The 19,241-nt window shown below is 61.0% G+C and carries 19 protein-coding genes; 11 read left to right on the forward strand and 8 right to left on the reverse strand.

The features are described from left to right. The first annotated feature begins 19 nt into the window (after window positions 1-19). The 9 genes from CUV01_RS00525 to CUV01_RS00565 all read left to right on the forward strand — a co-directional run bounded on the left by CUV01_RS00525 (window position 20) and on the right by CUV01_RS00565 (window position 10,232). Complete coding sequence (locus tag CUV01_RS00525; protein ID WP_101458765.1) at window positions 20-1,024, forward strand: TRAP transporter substrate-binding protein; 1,005 nt, start codon at window positions 20-22, stop codon at window positions 1,022-1,024. Between the two features lie 89 nt (window positions 1,025-1,113). Then, window positions 1,114-1,674: a TRAP transporter small permease gene (locus CUV01_RS00530; RefSeq protein ID WP_101458766.1), complete on the forward strand. Its 561-nt coding sequence runs from the start codon at window positions 1,114-1,116 to the stop codon at window positions 1,672-1,674. Then, on the forward strand, window positions 1,674-3,014 hold the full coding sequence (locus CUV01_RS00535) for a TRAP transporter large permease (RefSeq protein WP_101458767.1): 1,341 nt from the start codon (window positions 1,674-1,676) through the stop codon (window positions 3,012-3,014). Before CUV01_RS00530 ends, CUV01_RS00535 begins: the two co-directional genes overlap by 1 nt. Before the next feature lie 15 nt (window positions 3,015-3,029). After that, window positions 3,030-3,425: a nuclear transport factor 2 family protein gene (locus CUV01_RS00540; protein WP_101458768.1), complete on the forward strand. Its 396-nt coding sequence runs from the start codon at window positions 3,030-3,032 to the stop codon at window positions 3,423-3,425. 9 nt (window positions 3,426-3,434) lie between these two features. Continuing rightward, window positions 3,435-4,826, forward strand: coding sequence for an NAD(P)/FAD-dependent oxidoreductase (locus CUV01_RS00545; protein WP_101458769.1), 1,392 nt, complete (start codon window positions 3,435-3,437; stop codon window positions 4,824-4,826). A gap of 13 nt (window positions 4,827-4,839) precedes the next feature. Then, window positions 4,840-6,621 (forward strand): sulfoacetaldehyde acetyltransferase, encoded by a 1,782-nt coding sequence (xsc, locus tag CUV01_RS00550; RefSeq protein WP_101458770.1) that lies wholly within the window; start codon window positions 4,840-4,842, stop codon window positions 6,619-6,621. A 55-nt stretch (window positions 6,622-6,676) separates the two neighbouring features. Next, on the forward strand, window positions 6,677-7,702 hold the full coding sequence (locus CUV01_RS00555) for a YeiH family protein (RefSeq protein ID WP_198731856.1): 1,026 nt from the start codon (window positions 6,677-6,679) through the stop codon (window positions 7,700-7,702). A 114-nt stretch (window positions 7,703-7,816) separates the two neighbouring features. Next, window positions 7,817-8,773 (forward strand): phosphate acetyltransferase, encoded by a 957-nt coding sequence (pta, locus tag CUV01_RS00560; RefSeq protein WP_101458771.1) that lies wholly within the window; start codon window positions 7,817-7,819, stop codon window positions 8,771-8,773. 349 nt (window positions 8,774-9,122) lie between these two features. Next, window positions 9,123-10,232 carry a GTP pyrophosphokinase gene (locus CUV01_RS00565; protein ID WP_101458772.1) on the forward strand — a complete coding sequence of 370 codons (1,110 nt, stop codon included), beginning with the start codon at window positions 9,123-9,125 and terminating at the stop codon, window positions 10,230-10,232. Between the two features lie 60 nt (window positions 10,233-10,292). Here the strand turns inward: CUV01_RS00565 and lpdA are convergent, their stop codons facing one another. Both lpdA and CUV01_RS00575 read right to left on the reverse strand, forming a co-directional pair. Next, window positions 10,293-11,684, reverse strand: coding sequence for a dihydrolipoyl dehydrogenase (gene lpdA, locus CUV01_RS00570; RefSeq protein WP_101458773.1), 1,392 nt, complete (start codon window positions 11,682-11,684; stop codon window positions 10,293-10,295). Between the two features lie 51 nt (window positions 11,685-11,735). Further along, window positions 11,736-12,311, reverse strand: a complete 576-nt coding sequence (locus tag CUV01_RS00575; protein WP_101461753.1) for a DUF924 family protein — start codon at window positions 12,309-12,311, stop codon at window positions 11,736-11,738. A gap of 157 nt (window positions 12,312-12,468) precedes the next feature. Here CUV01_RS00575 and CUV01_RS00580 point away from each other — a divergent pair, with 157 nt between their 5' ends. Then, the gene (locus tag CUV01_RS00580) at window positions 12,469-13,011 is read left to right on the forward strand and encodes an NADPH-dependent FMN reductase (RefSeq protein WP_101458774.1); all 543 of its coding nucleotides are present in this window, start codon (window positions 12,469-12,471) and stop codon (window positions 13,009-13,011) included. A gap of 60 nt (window positions 13,012-13,071) precedes the next feature. Here the strand turns inward: CUV01_RS00580 and CUV01_RS00585 are convergent, their stop codons facing one another. The 3 genes from CUV01_RS00585 to CUV01_RS20195 are packed head-to-tail and all read right to left on the reverse strand — an operon-like array spanning window position 13,072 to window position 15,067. Beyond that, on the reverse strand, window positions 13,072-13,401 hold the full coding sequence (locus tag CUV01_RS00585; protein ID WP_101458775.1) for a GNAT family N-acetyltransferase: 330 nt from the start codon (window positions 13,399-13,401) through the stop codon (window positions 13,072-13,074). Then, window positions 13,398-14,939 (reverse strand): VOC family protein, encoded by a 1,542-nt coding sequence (locus CUV01_RS00590; RefSeq protein WP_101458776.1) that lies wholly within the window; start codon window positions 14,937-14,939, stop codon window positions 13,398-13,400. The genes CUV01_RS00585 and CUV01_RS00590 overlap by 4 nt, the downstream gene beginning before the upstream one ends. Then, the gene (locus CUV01_RS20195; protein ID WP_277869383.1) at window positions 14,936-15,067 is read right to left on the reverse strand and encodes a hypothetical protein; all 132 of its coding nucleotides are present in this window, start codon (window positions 15,065-15,067) and stop codon (window positions 14,936-14,938) included. The genes CUV01_RS00590 and CUV01_RS20195 overlap by 4 nt, the downstream gene beginning before the upstream one ends. 153 nt (window positions 15,068-15,220) lie before the next feature. Between CUV01_RS20195 and CUV01_RS00595 the strand changes: the two genes are divergently transcribed. Continuing rightward, window positions 15,221-16,153: a pirin family protein gene (locus tag CUV01_RS00595; protein ID WP_101458777.1), complete on the forward strand. Its 933-nt coding sequence runs from the start codon at window positions 15,221-15,223 to the stop codon at window positions 16,151-16,153. Between the two features lie 34 nt (window positions 16,154-16,187). On the opposite strand, the gene CUV01_RS00600 is transcribed toward CUV01_RS00595, so the two are convergent. From CUV01_RS00600 to CUV01_RS00610, 3 genes are all read right to left on the reverse strand, one after another. Beyond that, window positions 16,188-17,393, reverse strand: a complete 1,206-nt coding sequence (locus CUV01_RS00600) for an NAD(P)/FAD-dependent oxidoreductase (protein WP_101458778.1) — start codon at window positions 17,391-17,393, stop codon at window positions 16,188-16,190. Window positions 17,394-17,508: 115 nt separating this feature from the next. Further along, window positions 17,509-18,585 (reverse strand): selenide, water dikinase SelD, encoded by a 1,077-nt coding sequence (gene selD / locus CUV01_RS00605; RefSeq protein ID WP_101458779.1) that lies wholly within the window; start codon window positions 18,583-18,585, stop codon window positions 17,509-17,511. Window positions 18,586-18,774: 189 nt separating this feature from the next. Continuing rightward, a complete protein-coding gene (locus CUV01_RS00610; RefSeq protein ID WP_101458780.1) occupies window positions 18,775-19,233 on the reverse strand; it encodes a RidA family protein in 459 nt (152 codons plus the stop codon). Between the last annotated feature and the right edge of the window lie 8 nt (window positions 19,234-19,241).

The raw sequence follows: 19,241 nt of genomic DNA on the forward strand, positions 1-19,241 counted from the left end.
ACTGTCAGGGAGGATAGACATGAGCTTTGCAACCCGTTTGCTGACCGGTACGGCCGCCGCCTTTGTGTTGGCGCTGCCGGCCGCTGCCGTTGAATACAAGATTGCCGTGGGCGATGGTGCCGGCGGCACACAAGAGGCGCTTGGCAAGGCATTTATCGAAGCGCTGGAAGAGCAATCCGGTGGCGAGATGACCGGCAAACTGTTTCTGAACGGCCAGTTGGGCGACGAGCAGGACACGGTCAGCGCAGCTGCAACCGGCACGCTGGACTTCTCGATTCTGGCGATCAACAACATTACGCCCTTCTCGCCCTCGGTCGGCACGCTGACCTTGCCCTATGTCATCCTCAGCCAGGACGACGCCGAAACGGTAACACAAGGCGAGGTCGGCCAGCAGATGGTCGCCCAGACCATCGAGGACGCCGGCGTGCGTATCATCGGTTGGGGATATTCGGGCTTCCGCGTTCTGACCAATTCGAAACAGCCGGTCTCGACGGTGGCCGACCTGCAGGGGCTGGTGATCCGCGTTCCCAAGAACGAGATCATGATCGAAACCTACAAAAGCTGGGGCATCAACCCGACGCCGATGGCTTGGGGCGAAACCTTTGCAGCGCTGCAACAGAAGGTCGTTGATGGTCAGGACAACCCCTACATGACCGTCTATGCGATGAAGTTCGACGAGGTTCAGAACCACATCACCGACTTGCACTATCTGTTCTCGATCGAACCGCTGATCGTCAGCGAGTCGATCTTCCAGGATCTCAGCGCTGACGAACAGGCCCAGGTCTTGGCTGCGGGCGAGGCTGCGACCCAAGCTTCTGCCGAATTCCTGCGCGCGGAAGAAGCCAAGATCCGCGAAGAGCTGGTCAGCCGCGGTATGGAAATCACCGAGCCTGCCGATGACGAGCAAGAATTCATCGATCTGGCGACCACAGCGGTCTGGCCAAAATTCTATGACCAGATCGGCGGGAAAGAGGTTCTGGACAATGTCTTGACCTCGCTGGGCCGCGAACCCGCGGCAGAGTGACCCCGGCAGCGCGCGGCCCTGCGTCGCGCGTAGCCTTTCTCTAAAAGTTCGTCTCTTCCGTTTCCGTCATCTTTGCCCGGAGGCCGGTCATGCCCGCGCTGTGGTCCTTTCTGGATAAGTTCGAAAGCCATGTCTGTCGCATACTGCTGGCTGTCTTTGTGACGCTGCTGTTTACGCAGATCGTGGCCCGCCAGATCTTCGGTTTCTCGATCACGTGGATCGAGGAACTCTCGGTCATCCTGTTCGTGTGGTTCGCCTATTTCGGGGCATCTTATGCCGCGCGAATGGCCGCACATAACCGGGTGACATTCCAGTTCAACACCCTACCACGCGCCACCGCCCGTAAAATCGAGGCAATCGGCGATCTGTTCTGGATCGGGTTCAATCTGGTTTTCATCTGGTATTCGATCGAATTTATCAGCCGTCTCAAGCCTTTCGTAAAGGCTCAGACCCTCGGCTGGGAAATGCGCTGGGTTTATCTGGTGCTGCCCATCGCCTTCATCCTGATGACCTTCCGCATCGTCCAGGTGAACTACATGAAACTGGTTCTGGGCGTCGATCCGCGTGATCCCGACAAGGTCGAGGTCGAAGACATGCTGGAACTTGCCGAAGACGAAAAACGCGCCTTCGAGCAAGAGGAGAACAAGTGATGGACGATCTGCTGATCGAAATCCTGTTCGGATCGTTCTTTGCACTCATGCTGCTGGGCGCGCCGATCACCGTGGCGCTGGGCGTGTCATCGCTGTTCGCGATGTACTATCTGGGCGACAACCCGATCAAGATGGTGCAGATGGCCTGGTCTTCGGTTGGGTCTTTCCCGCTGATGGCGCTGCCTGCCTTTATTCTTGCCGGTGCGCTGATGGAGGCCGCTGGCCTGTCCCGCCGGTTGATCAACGTGGCCGAAAGTCTGGCCGGGCCGTTTACCGGCGGGCTGTCCGCGGCGACCGTCATGGCCTGCCTGTTCTTTGGCGCGATTTCCGGCTCTGGCCCCGCGACCACTGCGGCTGTCGGCATGCTTATGATCCCCGCCATGGTGCGTCAGGGATACGGGCCTGGCTACGCTGCATCCGTCACCGCCGCCGCCGGCGGTCTGGGCATCATTATTCCGCCCTCGATCCCGATGGTCATCTACGGCATCTCAGCCATGGGCCTGCAAGCCCCGCCCGAAGCGGTCGAGGCGCATGGCGTGTTCCAGTCGGTGTCCATCTCAAAGCTGTTCATCGCCGGCTTCTTCCCCGGCGTCGTGATGGCTGGCGGCCTGCTGATCATGAACTATATCCGCTGCCGGATGCGGGGTTTTCACGGCTCGGCCGAGGCACTGTCGCTGCACAAGGTTGCCTGCGCCTGCTATCAGGGCTTCTGGGCGCTGATGGCCCCGGTTGTGATCCTGGGCGGCATTTACTCGGGCTTCTTCACGCCCACCGAGGCCGCCGTTGTCGCGATCTTCTACACGCTGTTTGTCGGCGCGGTGATCTATCGCGAACTGGACCTGCGCGAGATTATCAAGTCCCTGGATACGACGACCTGGTTGTCTGGCCGCGTTCTGCTGGTGCTGTTCACTGCGACGATCTTTGGTCGCATTCTGGTCGAAAACAACGTGCCCGGCGTCATCGCGGGTGGCATCCTTTCGTTGACCGACAATCTCTACATCATCTGGGCAATGATCATCGCCCTGCTGCTGATCGTCGGGATGTTCATGGAAACGCTGGCCGCGATCATGATCCTGGTCCCGGTGATGCTGCCGGTTGCCTATATGATGGGCATCGACCCGATCCATTTCGGGATCGTCATGATCTGCACCCTGTCCGTGGGCTTCCAGACGCCACCACTGGGCGAGAACCTGTTCATCGCCTCTGGCATCTCGGGCGTGTCGATCGAACGGATCAGCCTGCGGGCAATCCCCTTCGCGATCGCCTCTATCACCGCAATTTTCATCATCGCCATCTTCCCGGAAATCGCCCTCTGGCTGCCGCGAATGATGGGCTACTGAGCAAGGAGAAAACGCATGTCCCGCAATCTGACCGCCGACGATCTCAAGGCCACCTTCGACGCCTTCAACCGCCACGACATCAACGCTGTGATGACCCATTTTGCCGATGACTGCGTGTTCTACACCGTCGCGGGCGAAAATGAATATGGCAACAAGATCGAAGGCAAGGCTGCCATCGCCAAGGCGTTCAAAGGCGTGTGGACCGCGATGCCCGACGTCGAATGGGCCGATCACAGCCATTTCCTGTCGGAAGACGGCAGCCGGGGCGTGTCGCAGTGGACTTTCCGCGCGACAAATCCTGACGGCACGCGGACCGAGGTCCAGGGCGTCGATCTGTTCCGCATCAAGGACGGGCAGCTGGTCGAAAAGCAGGCGATCCGCAAACAGCGGCCACCGGTTCCGGCGAAGTGAGGCGGGGCCATGAAACAAATTGAAAAGCGCCCCGGATCGGTGCCGTTCGATCCGCATTACGATCCGATGAAGGCGCGCGGTCTGGGTCCGAACAGCGATTATGCACCAACCTACTGGATCGGTTCCGCCGGACCCCTCCCCGAGGATGACGGCCCCGTCACGGGCGATCTGGATGCGGATGTGGTGGTGATCGGGTCTGGCTATACCGGGCTATCAACCGCCATCCACCTGGCCAAGATGCATGGCATCAAGGCCATAGTGCTGGAGGCAAACGGCGTCGCCTACGGCTGTTCCACCCGCAATGGCGGACAGGCGCAGATCAGTTCTGGCCGCTTGAAGCGCAGCCAGTGGATCAAGCGTTGGGGCCTTGATGTCGCCAAAGGGATGCATGCCGAGATCGTCGAGGGCTTTGACCTGTTCCGCGGTCTGATCCGCGATCACGACATCGCCTGCGAGCCGCAGGATGGCGGCCATTACTACATCGCGCACAAGGCTTCGATGATGCCGACGTTGAAATCGGAATCCGCGTTGCTGAACGATACCTTCGGCTACGGCTCAAGGATGCTCGATCGGGATGAATTGCACGAAACCGTGGCCCGCGACATGGAGGCTCATGGCGCAATGTGGGAGCCTGACGGCGTCGGCGTTCACGCGGCCAAGCTGGCCTTCGGCTATCTTCGGGTGGCGCGCGAACTGGGCGCAACGGTGCATACCGACAGCCCGGTTCAGGGATGGGAGATGAAGGACGGCGTGCATCATCTGCGCACGCCGGGCGGCACCGTTCGCGCGCGCCGTGTTGCGGTGGCGACGGCGGCTTATGCGCCGCGCACCCTGCACCCGCGGCTGAAGGACCGGCTGATGCCGATCATGTCGAACAGCCTGGTCACCCGCGTCCTGACCGACGATGAATTGGCCGCGGTCGGCATTCAGAAACGCTCGCCGCTGACCGATACCCGCACGCTGCGCCATTACTATCGCCTGTTGCCGGACAACCGGCTGCAGATCGGCTCGCGCGCGGCGATCACCGGGCGCGATGCGTCCAATCCCGCGCATCTGAAGGCGCTGCGTGAAGGCATGGCACGGAAGTTTCCGGCGCTGCGCGATATTGATCTTGATTACAGCTGGTGGGGCTGGGTCGATGTCAGCCATGACATGATGCCCCGCATCACCGGCCTACCGGATCTGCCGGGCGCCTTTTATGCGCTTGGCTATGGCGGCAACGGCGTCATGTATTCCGCGATGGCGGGTCGCCGGATGGCACAGATGGTCGCGGGCGAGGCGGTGCCCGATCTGCCGATCTTCAACTGCGAATTGCCCCATGAGGGCTGGAAGACGCCATTCCGGCGGCTTGGCCAGTGGGGCCTCTATCACCTTTACCACTTTCAGGACGAACGCAAATAAGGAGCGACGCGATATGAAAATGACAACCGAGGAAGCCTTCGTCAAAGTGCTTCAGATGCACGGAATCGAACATGCCTTCGGCATCATCGGGTCCGCCATGATGCCTGTCAGTGACCTGTTCCCCAAGGCCGGGATTACCTTCTGGGACTGTGCCCATGAAACCAATGCCGGGCTGATGGCCGATGGCTTTACCCGTTCATCGGGCAAGATGTCGATGGCGATTGCCCAGAACGGGCCGGGCGTCACCGGCTTCGTCACGCCGATCAAGACCGCCTACTGGAACCACACGCCACTGCTGTTGGTCACTCCGCAGGCCGCCAACAAGACCATCGGTCAGGGTGGTTTCCAGGAGATGGAGCAGATGCGCCTGTTCGCCGACAGCGTCTGCTATCAGGAAGAGGTCCGTGACCCCTCGCGCATCCCCGAGGTGCTGAACCGCGTGATCATGCAGGCATGGCGCAACAGCGCACCTGCGCAGATGAACATTCCGCGCGACTACTGGACGCAGGTGATCGACGTCGATCTGCCGCAGGTCGTGGCATTCGAGCGCCCCGCAGGCGGCGAAGAGGCCGTGGCCGAGGCTGCAAAGCTGCTGTCCAGCGCCAAATTCCCGGTGATTCTGTCAGGCGCGGGCGTTGTCTTGTCGGGTGCGATCCCTGATCTGATCAAGCTGGCCGAACGTCTGGATGCCCCTGTTGCATCGAACTATCAGCACAATGACAGCTTCCCCGGGTCGCATCCGCTGGCCGTCGGCCCGCTGGGCTATAACGGCAGCAAGGCCGCCATGGAACTGATCGAAAAGGCCGATGTGGTGCTGGCACTTGGCACACGTCTGAACCCGTTCTCGACCCTGCCGGGCTATGGCATCGACTATTGGCCCAAGGATGCCAAGATCATCCAGGTTGATATCAATGCCGACCGGATCGGGCTGACAAAGAAAGTCACCGTCGGGATCCAGGGCGATGCGGGCAAAGTGGCCCGTGGAATTCTGGCCGCGCTGTCCGGCACGGCAGGCGATGACGGCCGCAAGGAACGCACCGACCTGATCGGCCAGACCAAATCGCGCTGGAAGCAGGAACTGTCCAGCCTGGATCACGAGGACGACGATCCCGGCACCGAGTGGAACTCTGACGCTCGCGAACGCGATGCCGATCTGATGTCGCCCCGTCAGGCATGGCGTGCGATCATGCAGGCGGTACCGGACGACGCCATCGTCAGCAGCGACATCGGCAACAACTGCGCCATCGGCAACGCCTACCCGACGTTCGAGGCAGGCCGCAAATATCTGGCACCGGGTCTGTTCGGTCCCTGCGGATACGGATTCCCGGCGATCCTTGGCGCAAAGATCGCCAACCCGGATACCCCGGTGATCGGGTTCGCTGGCGATGGTGCGTTCGGCATTTCGATGAACGAAATGACCGCCTGCGGTCGCGACGACTGGCCGGCGATCACCATGGTTATTTTCCGCAACTATCAATGGGGTGCGGAAAAGCGCAACACGACGCTGTGGTATGACAACAACTTCGTCGGGACCGAACTGGACCGTGACACCAGCTATGCGAAGATCGCGCAAGCTTGTGGGGTCGAGGGCGTGCAGGTGACATCCGCCGAAGACTTGACCGACGCTTTGCACAAGGCGGTCGATCGGCAGTTGAAAGAGGGCAAGACCACCTTTGTCGAAGTCGTGCTGAACCAGGAACTGGGTGAGCCGTTCCGCCGTGACGCGATGAAAAAGCCCGTCGCCGTGGCCGGTGTCGACGCCGGCGACATGCGCCCGCAAGCAGGCGCGGCCTGATCTGGCCCGGCCCGGCGGCTTTGGTCGCCGGGCCACAAACCCGCAGGAGTTCGCTATGACCACCATTGCCACCCGCTTCGGCGGGGTCGATTGGCTACGCCCGATGTTTCCGGGCTTCGCCGTTTCGGTCCTTGTTGCCGCTACCGCGCAGTTCCTATCCGAACATTACGGCGCACCCGCCATGCTGCTGGCGTTGCTTCTTGGTCTGGCGCTGAACTTTCTGGCCGACAAAGGCACCCGCACAGCGCCGGGCATCGAATTTACCGCCCGCACCGTCCTGCGCTTGGGTGTCGCACTGCTGGGTGCGAGGATCAGCGTCGACATGCTGGCAGGCCTTGGCGGTCCGGCGATCGCGCTGGTAATCGCCGGTGTCGTGCTGACCATCGGATTTGCCCTGGTGGCCAGCCGCTTTGTCGGGCGCAAATGGCGTTTTGCGCTGCTGACCGGTGGTTCGGTGGCAATCTGCGGTGCCTCTGCCGCCATGGCCATCGCCGCCGTCTTGCCCCGCCACGAAAAGTCCGAGCGCGACCTCGTCTTTACCGTGCTTTGCGTCACTGTGCTGTCGACAGTTGCCATGGTTATCTACCCGATGCTGGCACAGGTCTTTCACTTCGACGCCCGAGATTCAGGCGTGTTCCTGGGCGGCACAATCCATGATGTCGCGCAGGTTGTCGGTGCGGGCTTTTCTATCAGTCCCGAAACCGGCGACACCGCAACACTGGTCAAGCTGATCCGGGTGTCGATGCTGGCGCCGGTCGTCCTGTGCTTCTCGCTCGTGATCCGACAGATGGGCCTCGCGGATGAAATCGTCGGCGGCAAGAGGCCGCCCCTGATGCCGGGCTTTGTCATAGGTTTTCTGGTTCTGGCGGCGGCAAATTCGGTCGGGCTGATCCCGCAGATCGTCGCCGAATGGGCCGGTGGCCTGTCCCGTTGGGCGCTGCTGATCGCAATTGCGGCGGTGGGCATCAAGACCTCGCTTGGCCGCATGGTCGAGGTGGGCGCGGGTGCCATCGTGCTGATAGTCGCCGAAACGGTGTTTCTTGGCGTCTTCATCGTCGCCGGCTTGCATTTTATGGGCTGAGGGCATGATCCGGACCGGTGGACCACGACATTGTAAGTCGCGACCGAAAGTTACGGCGACTTGCCCTGACCATGCATCCCCACAGTTTCAGGGGCACTTTGAAAGGTTCCTGCCATGAAGCCGCTCGACAGAATTTTTGAAACAGCTCGTGCCAATCCGCGCCACATCATCCTGCCCGAAGGTGATGATCCGCGCGTCGCGGAAGCCGCCCGGCGTTTGGCTGCAGAAGGTCTGGCCCAGATCACGATGATGAATGGCCCTGATATTCCAGGCGTCACCGCGATAAATTCCGCGGAAGCACCCGACCTTGTCGAGCTGTCCACACACTGGCACAAGATGCGGGCGGCACGGGGCATGACCGCCGAACGCGCCTTGGAGGAAATGCGCGATCCTATCCGTCAGGCGGCGATGCGGGTCAGGCTGGGTCAGGCCGATGGCACTGTCGGGGGGGCCGTGGCCACGACGGCAGACACTGTCCGCGCGGCACTACAGATTATCGGAAAGGCACCAGATGCGGGCATCGTTTCCAGCTTTTTTCTGATGCTGTCCTGCGGCCCCGACGCGCCGATCAAGGGCGGAATGATCTTCGCCGATTGCGGGCTGGTGATCGAACCAAACGCCGCAGAACTCGCTGCAATTGCCCGATCAGCAGCCGCGTCTTGCCAGCAATTGTTGGCAGAAACGCCGCGTGTCGCACTGCTGTCCTTCTCGACCGCGGGTTCGGCCGATCACGCGAGCCTTGGTCGCCTGCGCGAGGCGCTGGCCCTTATCCAGGACGCCGACCCCGAACTGGAAGTCGACGGAGAGCTGCAGTTTGATGCGGCTTTGGACGACGCGATACGCGCGAAAAAAGCACCCGGCAGCAGCCTTTCAGGCCGCGCGAACGTCTTCGTTTTCCCAGATCTGGCATCGGGCAATATCGGCTACAAGATCGCCCAACGCCTTGGCGGCCTTACCGCCGTGGGACCAATCCTGCAGGGCCTGGCAAAACCCGCGAACGATCTCTCACGAGGCTGCACGACCGACGACATCATCGCAGCAACCGCAGTCACCGCCGTTCAAGCCAGCTAGGTCTGCCGCCCTTGCCGCCCGAGACACGCGCGGAACTGCTGGGCCTGCTGCGCCCGCCGGATCCGATTTCGTTGCGTTGGGGGCTGTAGAGCAACGCGCGTTGCGTGAGGCCACCCGCGCAGTCCGGCCGCGCTAGGGGCTGCAATTGCCGGGTTTCTGACTGCACAGAGCGTGCACAGAGCCGACACCGTATGTGCACAGGCTGTACACAGGTTGCGAACGTTGCGTGGGACGGGATGGAAAACTTAAGTCTGCCTTGCGCTTGCTTACCGCAAATCGAACGACAAATCATTGCACTGAGTATGAATCTGTGAACACATTTTTAGATCAATGTTTAGAGCGCACCCACATGCAAAACACAGACTTTGAAAAAGCTCGCAGTGCTTTCCTCGACTTCTACAACGACAACTCTCTCACATTAGAAAACGCCAAGCAATCGCTAATAGCACTGCTCTCATCACTTCTTAGCGGGACCGAGACGGTCGGCATATCGAAAATTGAAGGGCGGGTGAAAAACAGAGACGAATGCTTAGCGAAATTTAACCGAAAGTACCGAACAAGCATCGAATCCGAATGTAATAGCTATACAATAAAGGACTACATATCAGACCTCATCGGAGTGCGCATTGTCTGCCTTTACTCAGGGGAGATTGAAGAAATAGTTTCCCTACTCAAAGAAGAATTTGACGTAAAAGACGTAACGGACAAGAGCGCTGAATTGGAAGGGACCGATGCAACCTTCGGCTATAAAGGGGTGCACGTTGACTTAAGGTTAAATAAAAAACGCTCAACGCTTCCAGAGTATGTCAAGTTTTCCGAGTTTTCATTTGAAGTGCAACTTAGAACTGTTGTGCAAGACGCCTGGAGCGTTGTTGATCACAAAATCAAATACAAAAAATCGATCCCACAGAACTTGAAGCGACGGATCAACACCTTGGCGGCATTGTTCGAACTCGCTGATCGTGAATTCATGGCAATTAGGGATGAAACGCAGCGGCAAGAAAATGATCCTAACGAATCCTATGACGAAATTAACAAAGAAACTGATCCAGGGCCAGTTCAACAAGACAAAAAACTAATACCCAAGTATAAAACAGCAACTCTTGACGCATTTTCCTTTCAGCGAGTAGCTAACCATTTTTTCAATGATTTTAAATTCGAGGATTACAAAATTGACGGGTTTGTGGATGAGATTCAGAAAGAGCGACCAGACACCACAAGAGGAAAGTTCAACTTTTATCTGAAAAATGCGATAGCCATCGCTAAAGTTTATGCAGAGCATCAGGAAGAAAATGGAAAAGAAAAATTGAATCCTTTTTCTATGATTAGGCACTGTTTATACTACAGCGAGCCAAACGATTTCTCCAATATACTCACGATTTCACGGAAATCGGAATTCGAGCAATGGCTGAAGAAAAACCCACAGAACAAGCCTAGAAACTCAAGCACAGTATTGTGAGAATGAGAAGCCGGCCCCTCCTGAGGCCGGTCCCAATTTCAAGTCAATCGCGCCACCAACTCAAAAATGAATCGCGCGCCCGTAAGCGTCCAGCACCGACTCGTGCATCATTTCTGACAGTGTCGGGTGCGGGAACACCGTTTCCATCAGGTCTTGCTCGGTCGTCTCCAGCTGGCGGCCGACGATGTAGCCCTGGATCAGCTCGGTCACTTCGGCGCCGACCATGTGGGCCCCCAGGAGTTCGCCGGTTTTGGCGTCGAAGATGGTCTTGATCATGCCTTCGGGCTCGCCCAGCGCAATCGCCTTGCCGTTGCCGATGAAGGGGAAGCGGCCGACCTTGATGTCGAAGCCGGCCTCTTTCGCCTTGGCCTCGGTAAAGCCGACCGATGCGACTTGCGGGTGGCAATAGGTGCAGCCGGCGATGCTTTCGGGTTTGACCGCATGGGGATGCCCGCCATTGATCAGTTCGGCCACCATGACGCCTTCGTGGCTGGCCTTGTGTGCCAGCCAGGGCGCGCCGGCCACGTCGCCGATGGCATAGATGCCGTCGACGCCGGTGCGGCAATATTCGTCGGTGGTGATATGGGTGCGGTCGGTCTTGATGCCCAGATCCTCGAGCCCCAGACCTTCGACATTGCCGACGATGCCGACGGCGGAAATCACCGTGTCGAATTCCATCTTTTCGGATTTGCCGCCGGCCTCGATGGTGGCGATGACCTTGTCGGCCTTGCGGTCCAGCGACTTGACGGTCGCCTTTTCCATGATCTTCATACCCTGCTTGACGAAGGCTTTCTTGGCGAAGGCGCTGATTTCGGCGTCCTCGACCGGCAACACACGGTCCATCACCTCGACGACCGTGGTATCGGCGCCAAGCGTGTTGAAGAAGCTGGCGAATTCGATGCCGATGGCGCCCGATCCGATGACCAGCAGCTTTTTCGGCATATGCGGCGGTTTCAGCGCGTGCTTGTAGTTCCAGACGCGCTTGCCATCGGGCTCCAGCCCCGGCAATTCGCGGGCGCGTGCGCCGGTCGCGATGATGATGTTCTTGGCGGTGATTTCCTCACTGCCCTTGTCGGTTTTTACCGTGATCTTGCCTTTGCCGGCCAGTTTGGCCTCGCCCATGATCGTGGTGACCTTGTTCTTCTTGAACAGGTGACCGATGCCGCCCGACAATTGCTTGGCCACGCCGCGCGAGCGGTCGACGACCTTGTCGATGTCATAGCCGATCTTGTCGGCGGTCAGGCCGAAATCCTTGGCGCGTTCCATCAGGTGGAACACTTCGGCGCTGCGCAGCAGGGCCTTGGTCGGGATACAGCCCCAGTTCAGGCAGATACCGCCCAGATGTTCACGCTCGACACAGGCCACCTTCAGCCCCAGCTGAGACGCCCGGATCGCGGCAACATAGCCGCCCGGTCCTGCGCCGATCACGACCAAATCGAAATTCTGGGCCATCTTTCTTCCCCCGTATGACAGACGCTAACAATTGGTTTAGCGTTAAACAAATTACTTTAGGTCAGCAAGCGACAGCTTGCCACTGACCAGCGCGCCATAGCCGCCGGCCTCCATCACCTTGGTTTCCGCTGCGGTCGGTTCACGCCCCAATGCCTCGTTTCGCCAAGGAAAACGGCCAAAATGGGCGATCGTGTCTCGGTGCCATTTGGCATGCAGCAGGTTTTCGCCGGGCATGCGTTCGGTGAACAACTCGACGGCGCGGTCCTGATCGGCCAGTTCCTCGGAATGCTCATATGGCAGGTAAAAGAACTGCCGCTGAGGTTCTGGCGTGTCCATGTCGAAGCCCTGCTCGATGGCCTGATCGGCGATCCGGCGCGCCAGAGGATCGGTGGCAAAGCTGCGCGGGTCGCCGCGAAAGATATTGCGCGGGAATTGATCCGTCAGGATCAGCGCGGCCAGCGCACCCTCGGCATTGACCGACCATTCCGCAGCCAGAACATCGGCGCGTTCCCATGCCGACATGAAGCGGTTGCGGATCGTCTGATCGACCGCATCGGATTGCTCGTACCAGCCCTTTGGGCCGATCTCGTCCAGCCAAAAGGCGTTGACCTCTTCTGAAGTGACCATATTTCGCTGCTCCACCAGACATCGTTCTCGTGATGATTGCAGATGCCCCGCGGGCAGACAAGCGGCGCTTGCATCCCTGACGCCACCGAATTGGTTGACCTTGATCGCCAAGACCCTCTTGATGCGCAAAAGACCTTTCCCGATGGAGAACACAGTCATGAGCAAAACCATTCTTGGCCTCTCAGGCAGCCTGCGGCGCGGATCGTTCAATGCGGCGCTGCTGCGCGCAGCCGCCGACCTCGCGTCAGAGGGCACGACAGTCCAGATCGGCGCAATTGACGAGGTGCCGCTTTACAATGCGGATGAAGAGGAGGCCAACGGCCTGCCGGCTGCCGTTGAGACACTGCAGGCGCAATTGCAGGCGGCCGATGGATTGCTGCTGGTCACGCCGGAATACAACAACGGCATTCCCGGCGTGTTCAAGAACGCCATCGACTGGATGTCGCGCGGGCCGGGGCTGAAAATGTTCGTGGGCAAGCCAGTGGCCGTGATCGGCGCGTCGCCGAGCGGGTTTGGCACGCTGCTGGCGCAGACCCAGTGGCTGCCGGTTCTGCGCACGCTGAAAACGCGGCCCTGGTTCGAGGGGCGGATGACGGTGTCGCGCGCGGGCGGTTTGATCGATGAGAACCACAAGCTGACGGATGATGATACCCGCGAGCAGTTGTCCAAGTTCATGGCGGGGTTTTCCAAGGTCCTGTGACGCGGTTGCGGCGGTCCCGTGGATGGTTCGGGCCGGCGCAGGCTCGGCCCGAACCGCCCGTCACTCGGTCCCCAGACGCGGCTTTTCACCGGGTTTCGAGGTAAACAGTTCCTGCCATTCGGGATGCCGGGCATATTGCGCCCCGACGAAGGGGCAGATCGGGATGATCCGAAACCCGCTGGCCCGCGCGTCCTCGAGCATGAACGCCAACAGCGCCTTGGCCACGCCCTTGCCGCCCATGTCATCGGGCACGCCGGTATGATCGGCGCTGATGATATCCGGCCCGCGATGGGTAAAGGTGATCTCGCCCTCGGCGTCGATACCCTCGATGCGCGCCACGTAGCGCCCGCGGCGGTCGCCGTCCTCTTTGGTGATGGTGATATCGCTCATGATTTGTCATCCTTTCCATGGGCGGCCAGCCAGGTGGTGGCCACGGTCAGATCCTCGTCGGCCAACTCATGACCGGCGTTGATGGTTCGCGCGTCCAGATCAGCGCCGCCTTCGGTCAGCGCCTGTTCCAGCGCCGGGGCCATTCGCGCAAAGGGATCGCGTGCGCCGGTCAGCAGCAGTATCCGCGCATCGTTCAGGTCTGCCTCGGGCGGTTGTTCCAGCGCCTGAATGCCGCGCAGCAGGATCGCGCGCCGCACGACATCCGGATGCAGTTGCAAGATCGCGCCCAGCAGGTTGGCCCCGTTGGAATAGCCAAGATAGGTCATGCGCCCCGCGTCAAGCCCATAGCCGCGCACGGCGCCCGCCACGAAACCGGCAAAGGCCTCGGCCTCGGACCGGATATCGGCCTGATCATAGGTGACGGCATCAAAGCGGCGGAACCAGCGATTTATGCCCTCTTCGCTTGACCGGCCCCGCACCCCCAGCAGCGTTGCACGCGGGTTCAACCGGGCGGCCAGCGGCATCAGATCGGCTTCGTTGCCGCCGGTGCCGTGCAGCAGGACGATCACCGAGCCATCGGGGTTTTCGGGCGCGTGAAAGCGATGGGTGAATGGCAGGTCGCGCATGGGCATCCTTTCCTCGCCCGGTCGGGCAAATTGCGGCAGCATGGTTTTCAGATCTTCGGCGCGGGCGGCATCGCCGGGCGGTGCCATCAGGGTATCGCCCAGATGCCCGGCCTCTTCGTCGACGGTAAATCCCGGCGCATCGGTGGCGTATTCAAACAGCGTGCCCGCAGGTTCACGCACGTAAAGCGACAGGAAATACTTGCGATCATGCACATTGGTCAGCCCGTCATGTTCACGCAGATCCAGCCGCATCTGCCGGACCGAACCCGCATCCGCCGCCCGAAAGGCAACGTGATCGAAGGTGCCGGTGCCGGGAATGGCGGGGAAATAGCCCTTGGCATCCCGGATATCCAACACATCGCGATCCGATTGCAGCCGCCGGATCGCACCCTCTTCACGAAAGGGGCGATAGCCGAACCGGGCCGCGAAATCAGCGGTGGCGGCGGCGTCTTCGGTCAGGATTGTCACGCCACGGATGCGGGTTGGCGCGAGCGGGTCCGGCAGGGGCGCCATGGCCGGCAGGTCCACGCCGACCAGCTTGACGATCACGCCATCCGGATCGCGCAGGCGCAGTACCGTCTCGCCCATCTCACGGGTAGGACCTTCGACCGGAACGCCAGCGGCCATGGCCCGTTGCAGCCAGTCGCCGATGCTGTCCGGCGGCACCGCAAACGCGATCTCACCCAATTGGCCATGGCCCACGCGGCCCGGCGCACCGTCCTGCCAGACCAGAAACGTGACAACCGATCCGGGGCTGCCCAATTGGTCGCCATAGAACAGATGCAACTGCTCGGCATCCTCATAGCCGCCGGTCTGCTTGACCAGCCGCAGCCCCAGAAAGCCCGCGTAGAAGTCGACATTCTTCTGCACATTTCGCGTGATGGCGGTGACGTGATGGATGCCGCTGGTCACAACGCGGCCTCGCGCGATTGGGCCGCAGCTTGCAGCGCCGCGACAGGCATACTGACCCATTCGGCGGTGATATGTGGGGCAACCGTCGCAAGATCACGGGGGTCACGAGAATCACGGTGCAAGGTCATCTGGTTCTCCTTCTGCTTGTGTGAATGTCGGGCCGGCGCGCGGCAATGTCCAGTTGGCTGAGCCGAAACCTGCGTTCGATCAAAGCGAACGATATCGGTATTGTTCGTTCTGTATCTCTGACCTATCATGCAGGTTGAACAGGAGGCTATGACATGAGCTGGAACCCCGCCCTTTCCCCCGGAAATCCCGATGAAATCGGCATGGATGCGATTGAAACGCTGATCATTCCGCGCGCCCGCGACCTGGGCGGGTTCGAGGTCAAGCGCGCCCTGCCCGCCCCACAGCGGCAGATGGTCGGGCCGTTCATCTTTTTCGATCAGGCCGGCCCGGCCGAGTTCCTCACGGGTCAGGGCATCGACGTGCGCCCGCATCCGCATATTGGGCTGGGAACCGTGACCTATCTCTATCGCGGCGATTTTCATCATCGCGACAGTATTGGCACCGATCAGGTGATCGAACCCGGCGCGGTGAACTGGATGGTGGCGGGCAAGGGCGTGACCCATTCCGAACGCACCAGCGCCACGGCGCGCAGCGGGCCGCATAGCCTTTATGGCATCCAGACCTGGATTGCCTTGCCCGAAGAGCAGGAGGAAATGGAGCCGATCTTCGAAAACCACGGCAAGGACACCCTGCCCGAGATCGAGGCAGAGGGCATCAATGCCAGGCTGATCCTGGGGCATGCCTACGGTGAAAAGGCCCCGGCGACGCTGTATTCCGATACCTTCTATCTGGATGTGACGCTGATCCCCGGCGCGCGGTTTCCGCTGCCCGATGATCACGAGGATCGCGGCCTTTATATCACCGAAGGCTCGGTCATGATCGCGGGCCAGACCTTCGAGGCCGGGCAGATGATGGTGTTTCGCCCCGGCGACAAGATCACCGTCGCCGCCGGTTCACAAGGCGCGCGGCTGATGGCGCTTGGCGGTGCGACGCTGAACGGGCCGCGCTATGTCTGGTGGAATTTCGTCGCATCTTCGCGCGAAAAGATCGAGGCTGCCAAATCGGAATGGCGCGCCGAGAACTGGGGACAGGGCCTGTTCGATCTGCCGATCGACGACCGGGACGAACACACGCCGTTGCCGTGATCGTCTTTGCCAGCGCCGCGGTGCGGAGTCGGGCCTAGATCACCGAGCGTTCAAGGAAGGGTCTGTTTTCCAGCACCCTTTCGACGCCAAGCGGCGCCAGATCCAGCGTGCGATAGCCGCCATGGGCAATCAGTTCGGACACGCCGCGCCCGGTGGCCGGGGCCTGTTGCAACCCGTGGCCGGAAAAACCGTTGGCAAAGATGAAATTCGCCACCTCGGGATGGCGGCCCACGATCAGGTTATGATCCAGCGTGTTATAGGCGTAATGGCCCGCCCACATGCTGACCAGCTTGATCGCCTCGAATGCGGGGGATCGTTCGGCCAGGACCGGCCAGATGATATCCTCGAATTCCTGATGGCGAGGGGCAAAGTCGTCATAATCGACCGCAGGATCGTCCTGCGGCGGGCAGCCGGTCAGGAAACAGCGCCCCTCTGGCCGGACATAGACACCGCTTGGGTCGATCATCAGAGGCAGGCGGCCCTCGTTCACCGCAGCCGATCCCTGCGGCGAGTTCGCGCAGTCAAAGACAAAAACGCTGCGTTTGCGCGGCTGCACCGGGATCGTCAACCCCGCCATCTGGGCGACCTGCGCCGCGCGCGGCCCGGCTGCATTGACCACGGTTCCGGCGGCAATCTGACCGGCGCTGCGCAAGGTGACACCCGTCACCACGCCGCCCTGCCGCGTGATGCCCGTGACCTCATCGGCGACGAAATCGGCCCCCAATGCGCGCGCCTTGGCCCGAAACCCGTTCATCAGCCCGGAATTGTCGAACCATCCCTCGCCGGATTGCCCGTAAGAGGCCAGCGCCACATCATCGACCCGCAAATGCGGAAAGGCGCGGGCAAGCTGGTCGGGCGACCACAGCACGACATCTGCACCGCAATCGCGCTGCACCTGATGATTGGCGCGCAGCGTTTCGGCCTGCGCCTCGCTGGCCGCCAGAAACAGGTAGCCGCCGGGCTGAAAGCACAGATCGGGGCGCTGATCGCCAACCGCCATCAGATCGGCGAAATCGCGAATGACCTGCGCCCCGTACTGGCTGATCTGCACATTGATCGCGTTCGAGAATTGCGTGCGGATCGAGGCGGCTGACAGCGAGGTCGAGGCAAAGGCAAAGCTGGGGTCGCGCTCGACGATCAGCACCTTGCCGTCGAAATCCGGATCGGCCATCAGGTAATATGCGACAGCCGAGCCGATCACGGCCCCGCCCACGATCACCACGTCGTAATGTCCCTGCATCGCACCCGCCCGATGACGCCCCTCAGCCCCGGCGTAACACCCTGATGCGGCCTAGGCCATAGGGTTCGATCAGGCCCTCTAACCGCGCGCAACACGGCGCATAGGCAAGCCCCGATCAGGCGATGCCAAGCCCTGCATCGCCCTCCACCGCGCGACCGATCACGGCGGCCTGTGCAAAGCCGTCCGCGTGAAAGCAGCCCATCACCGCATCCAGGGCCTCGGGGTCACAGGCGACCAGCAGGCCACCGCTGGTTTGCGGGTCGCTTAGCAAGGCCCGGTCGAGATCGCTGATGCCATCGCCCAGCCGGACGCCATCGCGATAGCTGGCCCAGTTGCGCCCCGAGGCGCCGGTGACAAAGCCGCCCTCGACCAGCGCCCTCGCGCCCTCGATCAGCGGCACCGATGACCAGTCGATCTGCAGCGCCAGTCCCGATCCGCGCGCCACCTCCAGCGCGTGCCCGGCCAGCCCGAAGCCGGTGACATCGGTCATCGCATGCACCCCGTCGATCTGCGCCAACGCCGGACCGGGCGTGTTCAGCCGCGTGGTCGTGTCGATCATGCGGTCATATCCGGCACGGTCCAGCGCGCCCTTTTTCAGCGCCGCCGACAGCACGCCCACGCCAAGCGGCTTGCCCAGCACCAGGAGATCGCCCGGCCTTGCGCCTGCATTGCTGCGGATGCGGGCCGGATCGACCAGACCAAGTGCGACCAGACCATAGATCGCCTCGACCGAATCGATGGTATGACCGCCGGCCACCGGGATCCCCGCCGCTGCGCAGACCTCGGCCCCGCCGGCCAGGATCGCGCCGATGATTTCGGGCGACAGCTTGTCCACGGGCATGCCCACCAGCGCCAGCGCCATGATCGGCTGGCCGCCCATCGCATAGACATCAGAAATGGCATTGGTCGCGGCGATGCGTCCAAAATCACGTGGATCATCGACGATGGGCATAAAGAAATCGGTCGTTGCCACCAGCGCCTGCTGATCGTTCAGCCGGTAAACCGCGGCATCATCGGCGGTCTCGTTTCCGACCAGCAGATCAGGCGGCGCCGGAAAGGACGGCGTCTGCGCCAGAATGCGTGACAGCACCGCCGGCGCGATCTTGCAGCCACAGCCGCCGCCATGGGACAGCGACGTCAGCGGCGGCTCGGCCTGCACCTCTGTGGCACCGGGTTGAGTGTGATCTGCCATCCGATTTCTCCTGTCGCCGAGCCTTAGGCAAATCTGCCTAGGCAAAGGCACGCATATACGAATGACATGCGGGATTCTATGTTGTCCGAGTGGTGTAAAAAGTGATTGTTGAAGATCCTCGTTCCTTTCGGTGCCGGACCACCGGGCCAAAGACATTTGAGTAACGAGTGACTTTTTTTAAGGCGATTTTCATAATCTTCTGATCAGGCCGCCGAGAGGTTCCTTCCTCCCACCATCTCGGCGGCCGGTTCGGTCTGAAATTACCGCCGTTGCCTCTATCTCGACCTTGGCGCGATCCTCGATCAGCGCAACGACCTGCACCATCGCCATGGCCGGGTATGTCCTGCCGATCACCTCGCGATAGGCCTGTCCGATCTGCTTGAGCGAGGCCAGATATTCCTGCTTGTCAGTGACGTACCAGGTCAGCCGGACCAAGTCCTCGGGCCCTGCTCCGCCCTCGGCCAGAATCGCCACGATATTGCGCAGCGCCGTTTCCACCTGATCGGCAAAATCGTCGCTTTCAAATTCCTGCTGCGCGTTCCAGCCGACCACGCCCCCGGTAAAGACCATCCGCCCCGAGGCCGCGATGCCATTGGCATAGCCCGGTGTCGCCTTCCAGCCGCTTGGGTGCAGGATGTCATGCGTCATTGCCGTGT

This window comes from Paracoccus tegillarcae (assembly GCF_002847305.1).
In the GTDB taxonomy this organism is placed as follows: Bacteria; Pseudomonadota; Alphaproteobacteria; order Rhodobacterales; family Rhodobacteraceae; genus Paracoccus; species Paracoccus tegillarcae.

What these genes read in the sequence shown, in the direction of transcription:
- CUV01_RS00525 (WP_101458765.1), top strand. Translation starts at nt 20, where the DNA reads ATGAGCTTTGCAACCCGTTTGCTGACCGGTACGGCCGCCGCCTTTGTG.
- CUV01_RS00530 (WP_101458766.1), top strand. Translation starts at nt 1,114, where the DNA reads ATGCCCGCGCTGTGGTCCTTTCTGGATAAGTTCGAAAGCCATGTCTGT.
- CUV01_RS00535 (WP_101458767.1), top strand. Translation starts at nt 1,674, where the DNA reads ATGGACGATCTGCTGATCGAAATCCTGTTCGGATCGTTCTTTGCACTC.
- CUV01_RS00540 (WP_101458768.1), top strand. Translation starts at nt 3,030, where the DNA reads ATGTCCCGCAATCTGACCGCCGACGATCTCAAGGCCACCTTCGACGCC.
- CUV01_RS00545 (WP_101458769.1), top strand. Translation starts at nt 3,435, where the DNA reads ATGAAACAAATTGAAAAGCGCCCCGGATCGGTGCCGTTCGATCCGCAT.
- xsc (WP_101458770.1), top strand. Translation starts at nt 4,840, where the DNA reads ATGAAAATGACAACCGAGGAAGCCTTCGTCAAAGTGCTTCAGATGCAC.
- CUV01_RS00555 (WP_198731856.1), top strand. Translation starts at nt 6,677, where the DNA reads ATGACCACCATTGCCACCCGCTTCGGCGGGGTCGATTGGCTACGCCCG.
- pta (WP_101458771.1), top strand. Translation starts at nt 7,817, where the DNA reads ATGAAGCCGCTCGACAGAATTTTTGAAACAGCTCGTGCCAATCCGCGC.
- CUV01_RS00565 (WP_101458772.1), top strand. Translation starts at nt 9,123, where the DNA reads ATGCAAAACACAGACTTTGAAAAAGCTCGCAGTGCTTTCCTCGACTTC.
- lpdA (WP_101458773.1), bottom strand. Translation starts at nt 11,684, where the DNA reads ATGGCCCAGAATTTCGATTTGGTCGTGATCGGCGCAGGACCGGGCGGC.
- CUV01_RS00575 (WP_101461753.1), bottom strand. Translation starts at nt 12,311, where the DNA reads ATGGTCACTTCAGAAGAGGTCAACGCCTTTTGGCTGGACGAGATCGGC.
- CUV01_RS00580 (WP_101458774.1), top strand. Translation starts at nt 12,469, where the DNA reads ATGAGCAAAACCATTCTTGGCCTCTCAGGCAGCCTGCGGCGCGGATCG.
- CUV01_RS00585 (WP_101458775.1), bottom strand. Translation starts at nt 13,401, where the DNA reads ATGAGCGATATCACCATCACCAAAGAGGACGGCGACCGCCGCGGGCGC.
- CUV01_RS20195 (WP_277869383.1), bottom strand. Translation starts at nt 15,067, where the DNA reads ATGACCTTGCACCGTGATTCTCGTGACCCCCGTGATCTTGCGACGGTT.
- CUV01_RS00595 (WP_101458777.1), top strand. Translation starts at nt 15,221, where the DNA reads ATGAGCTGGAACCCCGCCCTTTCCCCCGGAAATCCCGATGAAATCGGC.
- CUV01_RS00600 (WP_101458778.1), bottom strand. Translation starts at nt 17,393, where the DNA reads ATGCAGGGACATTACGACGTGGTGATCGTGGGCGGGGCCGTGATCGGC.
- selD (WP_101458779.1), bottom strand. Translation starts at nt 18,585, where the DNA reads ATGGCAGATCACACTCAACCCGGTGCCACAGAGGTGCAGGCCGAGCCG.
- CUV01_RS00610 (WP_101458780.1), bottom strand. Translation starts at nt 19,233, where the DNA reads ATGACGCATGACATCCTGCACCCAAGCGGCTGGAAGGCGACACCGGGC.